Genomic DNA, 8299 nt, shown 5'->3' with positions numbered 1-8299 from the left:
CGCCCACACCGACCCATCCGACGCCAACCCCAACGAATGCGCACCCCCCGCACTCACCTGCGTGAACACCACACCCCCCGGGACGGACACCCTCACCGGCACCAGCGAGCCACTCGAGCTGCCATTGCCCAATTGCCCCGACCGGCCGGCACCCCACGCCCACACCGACCCATCCGACGCCAACCCCAACGAATGCGAATCCCCCGCACTCACCAGTCCGAACGGTTGCCCACCCGGGTCGGTGAACGACGTTCCGGACGTCGTACCCAACGCCTGCGCAGGGCGGCCCTCGACCTGCCGCTGCACCGAGTACGTCACGCCTCCGGTCACACCGGCATCCGTCGCCCATGACTGTGTCGTCGCCGATGGCCACGAGACCGTGTTCCCGGCCCGCACGGCGGCGACTGTCGGCGACAACGCCCCCAGCGTCGCCGCCGACGCCGAGCCCGACACCGACCCCGAGTCGGTGAACCAGGCGCCCGACCCACCCACGACCGGGACGAGCAGAAGCACCGCGATCATCAGCGCACCGGCGCGACGGAGCGCGACGGCGAGGGCTGAAGGACGCGCGAACGAAGGGCCGACGCCGCGTCGGAGCGAGCCAGAAGGAGAAGAGGGCATACGAGTTCTTTCAGAGGGAGAAGCGGACCGTCGGAGCAACCGGAAGGTCACGCACCGCAGAGGGACGCGACACGAACACCTCGCCGCTCATCGCGTGATCGAGACCGTCGCGGGGGGCGAGGACCAGCCGCTGTAGTCGTAGGAAACGGAATAGGTCGTCGTACCGGGGAGCGTGCACGAGCGCCCGACCAGGGTGGACGGGGGTGGGCAGTTCGCGGCCACGAAAGCGGATGGCACCGCCACGGGTGCGGCCTGGTCTGCAACGCCTCCGTCGCCCAACTGTCCGGATCCTCCCGCGCCCCATGCCCAGGCGGACCCGTCGGATGCCAAGGCCAAGGAGTGCGATCCTCCGGCGCTCACCTGGGTGATCGACCGACCCACGTCGTTCGACCATGCGGGGTCCACTGCCTGGGGAGTCAGCGCCGTCTCCGTCTTTCCCGTGCCGAGTCTGCCGTTCGCGCCGTCACCCCACGCCCAGACGGATCCGTCGGACCCCCGCACCATCGAGTGGACCCGGCCCGCAGCCACCTGCGTCGCCCAGACTCGAGGAGAAGCCCTGAACCACGGGGCAGCGACATCGACGCGACCGCGGCCGTATCCCGGAGCCGACCCATCGCCCAGAGCGACCGGATCCGATCCGCGGGAGGGGCGCCCGCCCCACGCCCATACGTCTCTAGCGACTGTCAGGTCCAGCACATGCGTCGCACCGGCACTGGCGGCTTGCGCCCCTGTCGGGGCGACGATCTGCGGCTCGTACCCGCTGGAGTCGTGGCCCTGCATCTGACCTGACCGAGACTCTCCCCATCCCCACACGGCTCCCCGGGAGGACACGACCACGGCGAAATTCGAGCCAGCACTCACATCGGTCGCCCTACTGCCTGACCCGTCCCACTCCCGGGGGAACTCCACCTTCGTCGGCACCGTGTCTGTCCTCCATCCGGCAGCGATCGTTCCCCATCGCCACACCGAGCCGTCGGACGCGATGGCGACGCACTGACCGCCGCCCACCGCGACCTTTGTGATCTTGAGACCGTTCCCGCCCGTCGAGGGAACACGGACCGGAGTGGCGCTATCCCCTCGGACATCAGGGCCCAATTGCCCATCGGAACCGCTGCCCCATGCCCACACCGAGCCGTCGGATGCCAGGGCCAACGACGTCGTCGCCCCCGCGGCGACTTGCGTGATCTTGCGGCCAGGATCGCCTACCGTCCACGACGCGAGGACCGTCACCGGCCACGCGGTCGAGTGGACGTTCGACGCCCCGTTCCCCAATCGCCCATCGGCACCGTCACCCCACGCCCAGACAGATCCGTCCGACGCAAGGGCCAGGGAGTGCGATTCCCCCGCGCTGATCTGGGTGAAGGTATGTGCGCCGACCAACCCCGGGACAGCGTGGACCGCGGTGGACCCATTCCCGAGCTGACCCGTCCACCCGTCTCCCCACGCCCAGACCGACCCGTCCGACGCCACGGCGAGCGAGTGCTGATCGCCCGCGCTCGACTGAGTGATCCGCTTTCCCGCATCCCACAGCGCATCCACGCGCCGAGCCGCGGAAACATGGTCACTCTCGTCACCGTCCCCGAGCAGTCCGGTCTCCCCGCTTCCCCACGACCAGAGCGACCCGTCCGACGCCACCGCCAATGAATGCATGGGGCCGGCGCTCACCTGCGTCGCACGCACTCCGGCATCCCACATCGCGTCAAGCCGTACCGGCCCGGAGACATGCTCCGACACGATCCCATCGCCCAACCGCCCGAAGCGACCTGAACCCCACGCCCACACTGATCCGTCCAGTGCGACGGCCACCGAATGCCAGACACCTGCACTGACCTGCGTCATACGCACGCCGGCGTCCCAGAGCGAATTCACACGCAGTGGTTGTGAGGAATGCCCGCTGGCAACCCCATCGCCCAACACCCCCCACGCGCCGGAACCCCAGGACCAGACGGAGCCGTCCGACGCCACCGCCAACGCGTGTGACTCGCCCGCACTGATCTGCGTCGCACGTACGCCCGCGCCCCACAGCGCGTCGACCCTGACCGGCGCCGAGAAATGCCTGCTCGCATCCCTGTCGCCCAGCACGGCCCCCTCGCCTGAGCCCCACGCCCAGACCGACCCGTCGTTCGCCAGGGCCAGGACATACCGCTCAGCCGCGCTCACCTGCGTCACGCGCGCACCGGCATTCCACAACGCGTCCACCCGCACCGGTGCGGAGACATCCGCGCTCGCGTCGCCGTCACCCAGCACTCCTCCGCCACCGGAGCCCCACGCCCAGACCGACCCATCCGATGCCACCGCGAATGCGGCCCGGGAGCCCGCGCTCACCTGCGTCACCTGCACACCCGCGTCCCACAACGCCTCGACCCGCGCTGGAGACAGCGAGGGACGAACCGCCGCCTGTCCGTTCCCCAGCTGCCCGGATGAATCGGCACCCCAGGCCCACAGCGACCCGTCCGGGGCGACCCCGAAGGAAGCCGCCCCACCGGCACTGATCGTCCCGAACGGCTGCCCGCCCGGGTCGGTGAGCGAGGTATGCGACGTGGTCTGCAGCTGCTGCGCGGGACGCCCCTCGACCTGCCGCTGCACCGAGTACGTCACGCCTCCGGTCACACCGGCATCCGTCGCCCAGGCCTGTGTCGTCGCCGCCGGCCACGAGACCGTGTTCCCGGCATCCGCCGCGACAACCGTCGGTGACAACGCCCCGAGCGTCGCCGCCGACGCTGAGCCCGACACCGACTGCGAGTCCGTGAACCACGCGCCCGACGCGCCGACCACCGGGACCAGCAGGAGCGCCATGACCGCAAGGAACACGACGCGCACGGAAGCACGACGAGACGCCGAACGGCGAGATGAGCTGCGAAGCACGTGCATGAAGCCCTTTCGGGGAAGGCGAACGGCGGTGAGGCGGCGTCGATGGACGCGCCTCACCGCCGTCGGATCAGCTGGTCGGGAACTGCGTGTCGTCGTCGAACGTCGAGTCGGGCGCGTCGGCCTGGATGGCCTTGACGACGACGTCGAACGTCACGGAGGCACCCTGGAGGTCGTTGGCTGCGGTCGACGGCAGCGAGACGCGGTAGTCGAGTGTCGTCGAGCTGCCCTCGTCGAGCGCAGACGCGCCCTTCTGCAACACGGTCGCGGCGCTGGAGAGCGACGTGGGGACCGACCAGTTGCCGTCACCACCCTGGCGGAACTCGATCTGCACAGCATCGAGGAACCCCGCCTTCGTCGGCGTACCGGGATCGAGATCAGCCGCCCACAGGAGCTTCGCGGTACCGGAGTTCTTGATCGTGATGCTGCCCTGCTTGCCCCCCGTCGAGTCCGCCGAGGGCAGCAGATTCGACACCTCGATCTTCGTCGCTCCTCCCGTCGTCAGAGGATCGATGACGACCGTCGCCGCCGACAGCTCGTTACCGGACATCTTCTGCTGGTCGGTGAACCAGGCGCCCGAGGCGAGGGTGCCCCCGACGCCGACGAGGACGAGGGCGCCGGCGGCGAGGGCCACCTTGCGCTTGGTGCCGCGCGTTGTCGTGTTCGTAGTCATGCGTGTATCGCTTTCTGGAGAGGTGGATGGTGCGGAGGAACGGCCGCGCGCGGCCGGGCGGCTCGAGGAACGAGCCACGATCAGGGGGAGGGGATCAGCTGGGCGATGGCGCGCACGTCGAAGGACACGTGCGCACCCTGAGCGCTGTTGTCGACGGTCTCGGGGAATCTCGCGGTGACCGCCACATCGACGGACTCGCCGGCTGCGAGCGTGAACGCCCTCGTGGGTGCGGTCTCGGCGAGGCCTCGTGACGTGGACCCGAGAGCAGAGTCGAAGCCGACATGAACCTGGTCGGCGACACCCGCCGTGTCCGAGGTGATCGCCGTGCCGAAGAACACCGCCGCCGGCGCGGCCGACGTGTTCGAGAGGCGGAAGGTCGAGGTGGTCGCCGCCTGACCCGCCACGACACTCACCCCCGCGTCGGGATGGTCGACCTGCGTCACGACGAGGAACGTGCACGTCTGCGGAGATGCCGCCTGCGCGCTCGCGGCAGTCGGAGGCAGTGCGGTGAGCCCGAGCACCAGCAGGGCAAGGAGCATCGCGCCCGTGGCGAGAGCACGGCGCCGCCGGAACACGACGGCGACGCCCGCGATGAGGAGCACCGCTCCGAGCACCGCGAAGGGGAGCCATTCCACGCCCGTCAGCGCCAGCGACCCCGGGTGAAGGGCGGCGCCCGGATCTTCGGTCGGGCAGGGAGCCATGGCAGTTTCCTATTTCGATATATCGACGTATAAGCGATTTGAAAGGTAGCCGACCGCCGCAGTCATCGCAACCAGGAGGAGTTCCGGCAGCATTTGTTCCGTGGGCGGAGGCCTTTCAGGTCGGAAACTATCGATGCTGTCGATCGACCGCCTCCTGATTGAGGTCCGGCCGTAATGAAATCCCGGCATCGGGCAGAATTCCTCCGTGACAAATCGTGCAGACGGAGCCGCCCGGACACGACGCCGCATCCTGCAGGCGGCGGCCGAACTCTTCAGTGAGAACGGTTACGGACAGACGACCCTGCAAGCCATCGCGGACCGCGCCGGCGTCTCGGTCGAGAGCGTCGGCCTCGCGGGCCCGAAGCGACGCCTCGCCTTCGCCGCGTTCACCATGGCCTTCGCCGGGCATGGTGAGGCGTTCCCCGTCAGCGGCGAACCCGCCTACGTCGATCTGACTCAGCGGATGCCACTCACCCAAGCGATCGACGAGTACCTCACCCTGCTGGCCGCCGCGATCGCCCGGACGTACCGCCTCTGGAACGCTCTCCGCGCAGCCGCCGACACCGACCCCCGGGCGGCGGCCATGCTCGCCGACATCCGCGCGGAACGGCGACGCGAGTTCGAGCGATCCGCTCGCACGCTCGCAGACCTCGCCGGCTTGCCGTCGGAGTCGGTCCCCCTGCTGGTACGCGAATTCTTCGCCATCGCGTCACACGAGGTGTACGACCTGCTCGCCACCGAGTGCGGCATGGGTCCCGCCGAGTTCGGCGATCGCCTCCGTCGTCAGCTGGGCGAGCTCATCGCCAGGGCCAGCGCATCCTCGACGAACCCGAGCATGGGCAGCGGGCAACCGGCCGTGCCTGAATGAGCTTCGGGAACGACGACGGGAGGCTCCCGCGTCACCGTCGCCCGCTCGCCCGAAGCGCTCTCGCGCCACTCCCGGTCCGCGCGCACCGAACGCTCGGTCGAGGAGGTCGCCGGCTCGACGGCTGACGACGCCCGACGCGTATTCGCACCCACAGCCATCGCGGGCGCGTACCGACCGACAGACGCGGAACGCCGCCATCCCCGGAGGAGACGGCGGCGTTCCGGAGCGAGCGCTACTGGCTCGCCGCGGCGTTCGCGGGCTTCGCCGCCGGAGCCGCGTCGCGCGGCGCCCCGTGCGGGCGGATCACCGAGGGCCGGCGCATGAACAGGACGGCGATGAGACCCACACCGATCACGATGATGGGGAGCGCGAGCGACTGCCCCATGGCCTGCGAGAACCCGCTGACCACCTGCGGCGGCAACGCTCCGCTTCCGAAGCTCGCCGAGGCATCCGCCGCTCCGGGCAGATTGGCCTCGAGGCGCGCCTGCATGAACGCGGCGATGGATGCCGAGCCGATGACCGATCCGACGGTACGCGTCGTGTTGTAGATGCCGGCACCGGCGCCCGCCTGACGCGGCGGGAGGTTCCGCGTCGCGGTGGTCGCGAGCGGACCCCACATGCCGGCGTTTCCGACTCCCATCAGCGCGGAGGGGATGAGGAAAGCCCAGATCGGCGCGTCGTTCAGGATGAGCGCGAGGTAGATGCCGAGCGAGCCGCCGACGAGCACCAGCCCGGGCACGAGCAGGAAGCGCGGGTCGGTGCGGTCGAGGAGCTTGCCGGCGAACGGCGCGAGAACGCCCGAGAGGATCGCGAGCGGGACGAGCAGCAACGCCGACTCGGTCGGGGTGAGACCGCGCGCGAGCTGCAGGTAGAACATCTGGGGCAGGGCCATGCTCGTCACGGTGAATCCGACCGCGGCGATCGCGAGGTTCGCGACGGAGAAGTTGCGGTCGCGGAAGAGATCGAGCGGCACGAGGGGCTCGCCCGTGCTGCGCGCTTGCGTCCAGATGAACACCGCCATGACGACGACGCCCGCGGCGACCATGCCCCAGATCCACGCGGCCCACGCGTAGTGCTCGCCCTCCTGCAGGCCGAAGACGATGAGGAACAGACCGATCGCACTGAGCACGACGCCGAGGATGTCGAACTTGTGCGCCGTGCGGGGCAGTTGCGGGACGAGGATCACGGCGGCGACGAAGCCGATGATGCCGACGGGGATGTTGATGAAGAAGATCCACTCCCAGCCGAAGCCGTCCACGAGCAGTCCGCCCGCGAGCGGGCCCACGAGCGTCGCAACGCCGGCCGTGGCACCCCACAGCCCCATGGCCGCACCGCGGTTCTGCGGCGGGAAGGTGCGGGTGATGACGGCCATGGTCTGCGGCGTCATCAGAGCGGCACCGAGTCCCTGGACGGCACGAGCGGCGATCAGCACCTCGAGCGACGGGGCGAGACCGCACGCGAGGGAGGCGAGCGTGAAGATCGCGAGACCCGTGAGGTAGATGTTCTTCGGGCCGAAGCGGTCGCCGAGGCGGCCGGTGATCAGCAGCGGAACCGCGTAGGTGAGCAGGTAGGCGCTGGTGACCCACACGACGTTGTCGAGGTTGTTCGTGTTCGGGTCGAGGGCCGCCTTGATCGCGGGGTTGGCGACCGAGACGATCGTGGTGTCGACCAGGATCATGAAGAAGCCGATGACCAGGGCCCAGAGGGCGGGCCAGGGGCTGCGTTCGTGGGTCTTGTGCGACCCGGTACGGGTGGATGCCGCGGAGGCGGCGGGGGCGTCGGTCATGCGAATGTCTCCCTCGAGACGCGGTGCGTGTTCTTGATGTGTTCGGGGGTCTCGGCGACGCCCCACGGCAGGGTGCGATCGGCGAGACGCGCGCGGAGGGAGTCCTGCCACGCGAGTTCGGCGTCGAGCAGAGCAGCCTGACGCTGCAGCTCGACCAGGAATTGCTCGGGAATGTCGCGCTCGGCGGCGAACTCGAGACCCGCGCGATGCTCCTCGATGGAGGCATCGAGCATCACGCGGCGCTGGTCGAGCAGGGCGACGACCTCGTCGCGCTCGAGGTTGTGCGCTTCGGAGAGGGCGACGCGGAAATCGCTCTGCCGGTCGATCTGGGGCAGTTCGGCGCGGACCCACTCCTCGACGGCGTGACGCCCGGCATCCAGAAGCGTGTACGTGGTGCGCTCGGGACGGTTGCCCTCCCTGTCGACGCCGACCTCGGCGAGGAGGCCGTCCCGCTCGAGACGGGCGACCGTGTGATAGATCGTGCCCTTCTGCAGGGGGACGAGCCGGTCGTCGCGCCGCTCTTTGAGCAGGCGCACGAGCTCGTAGGTGTGCATGTCGGCCTCGCGCAGGGTCGCGAGGATCATGACGGCGATCGGGGTGAGGCGGCTGGTCTCCGGCATCCGTCCTCCTCATGGTCCGTGTCGACTAGTCCACATGGACTATACGCTCTTTCGCGCGTCCCCGCGCGAGCCGGAGCCCACCCAAAGAACATTGAGTGTCCAAGACACGCCGTCACGCGCGGGCGGGTTACGGCGTGTCTTGGACACTCAATGTTCTTTGGG

6 protein-coding genes and 1 pseudogene are annotated in these 8299 nt (G+C 69.5%); 1 reads left to right on the top strand and 6 read right to left on the bottom strand.

Features of this window, described 5'->3' with window-relative positions:
- The 4 genes and pseudogenes from NS220_RS17580 to NS220_RS17565 all read right to left on the bottom strand — a co-directional run.
- Positions 1-621, bottom strand: a pseudogene (locus NS220_RS17580) (RCC1 domain-containing protein); the annotation flags it as partial.
- A gap of 87 nt (positions 622-708) precedes the next feature.
- Complete coding sequence (locus tag NS220_RS17575) at positions 709-3441, bottom strand: RCC1 domain-containing protein (RefSeq protein WP_058625283.1); 2733 nt, start codon at positions 3439-3441, stop codon at positions 709-711.
- Positions 3442-3559: 118 nt separating this feature from the next.
- Complete coding sequence (locus NS220_RS17570) at positions 3560-4162, bottom strand: hypothetical protein (RefSeq protein WP_058625282.1); 603 nt, start codon at positions 4160-4162, stop codon at positions 3560-3562.
- An 80-nt stretch (positions 4163-4242) separates the two neighbouring features.
- Complete coding sequence (locus NS220_RS17565; RefSeq protein WP_058625281.1) at positions 4243-4863, bottom strand: LPXTG cell wall anchor domain-containing protein; 621 nt, start codon at positions 4861-4863, stop codon at positions 4243-4245.
- Positions 4864-5068: 205 nt separating this feature from the next.
- Here NS220_RS17565 and NS220_RS17560 point away from each other — a divergent pair, with 205 nt between their 5' ends.
- The gene (locus tag NS220_RS17560) at positions 5069-5731 is read left to right on the top strand and encodes a TetR family transcriptional regulator (protein WP_058625280.1); all 663 of its coding nucleotides are present in this window, start codon (positions 5069-5071) and stop codon (positions 5729-5731) included.
- A 232-nt stretch (positions 5732-5963) separates the two neighbouring features.
- Here NS220_RS17560 and NS220_RS17555 read toward each other — a convergent pair whose 3' ends face one another.
- Positions 5964-7517: an MFS transporter gene (locus NS220_RS17555; RefSeq protein WP_058625279.1), complete on the bottom strand. Its 1554-nt coding sequence runs from the start codon at positions 7515-7517 to the stop codon at positions 5964-5966.
- Positions 7514-8137 (bottom strand): PadR family transcriptional regulator, encoded by a 624-nt coding sequence (locus NS220_RS17550; protein WP_058625278.1) that lies wholly within the window; start codon positions 8135-8137, stop codon positions 7514-7516. The genes NS220_RS17555 and NS220_RS17550 overlap by 4 nt, the downstream gene beginning before the upstream one ends.
- Positions 8138-8299 lie beyond the last annotated feature (162 nt).

This window comes from Microbacterium testaceum, assembly GCF_001476655.1.
Lineage (GTDB): Bacteria > Actinomycetota > Actinomycetes > Actinomycetales > Microbacteriaceae > Microbacterium > Microbacterium testaceum_C.
This window is presented reverse-complemented; position numbering and strand designations above follow the sequence as displayed.

What these genes read in the sequence shown, in the direction of transcription:
- NS220_RS17570 (WP_058625282.1), bottom strand. Translation starts at nt 4,162, where the DNA reads ATGACTACGAACACGACAACGCGCGGCACCAAGCGCAAGGTGGCCCTC.
- NS220_RS17565 (WP_058625281.1), bottom strand. Translation starts at nt 4,863, where the DNA reads ATGGCTCCCTGCCCGACCGAAGATCCGGGCGCCGCCCTTCACCCGGGG.
- NS220_RS17555 (WP_058625279.1), bottom strand. Translation starts at nt 7,517, where the DNA reads ATGACCGACGCCCCCGCCGCCTCCGCGGCATCCACCCGTACCGGGTCG.
- NS220_RS17550 (WP_058625278.1), bottom strand. Translation starts at nt 8,137, where the DNA reads ATGCCGGAGACCAGCCGCCTCACCCCGATCGCCGTCATGATCCTCGCG.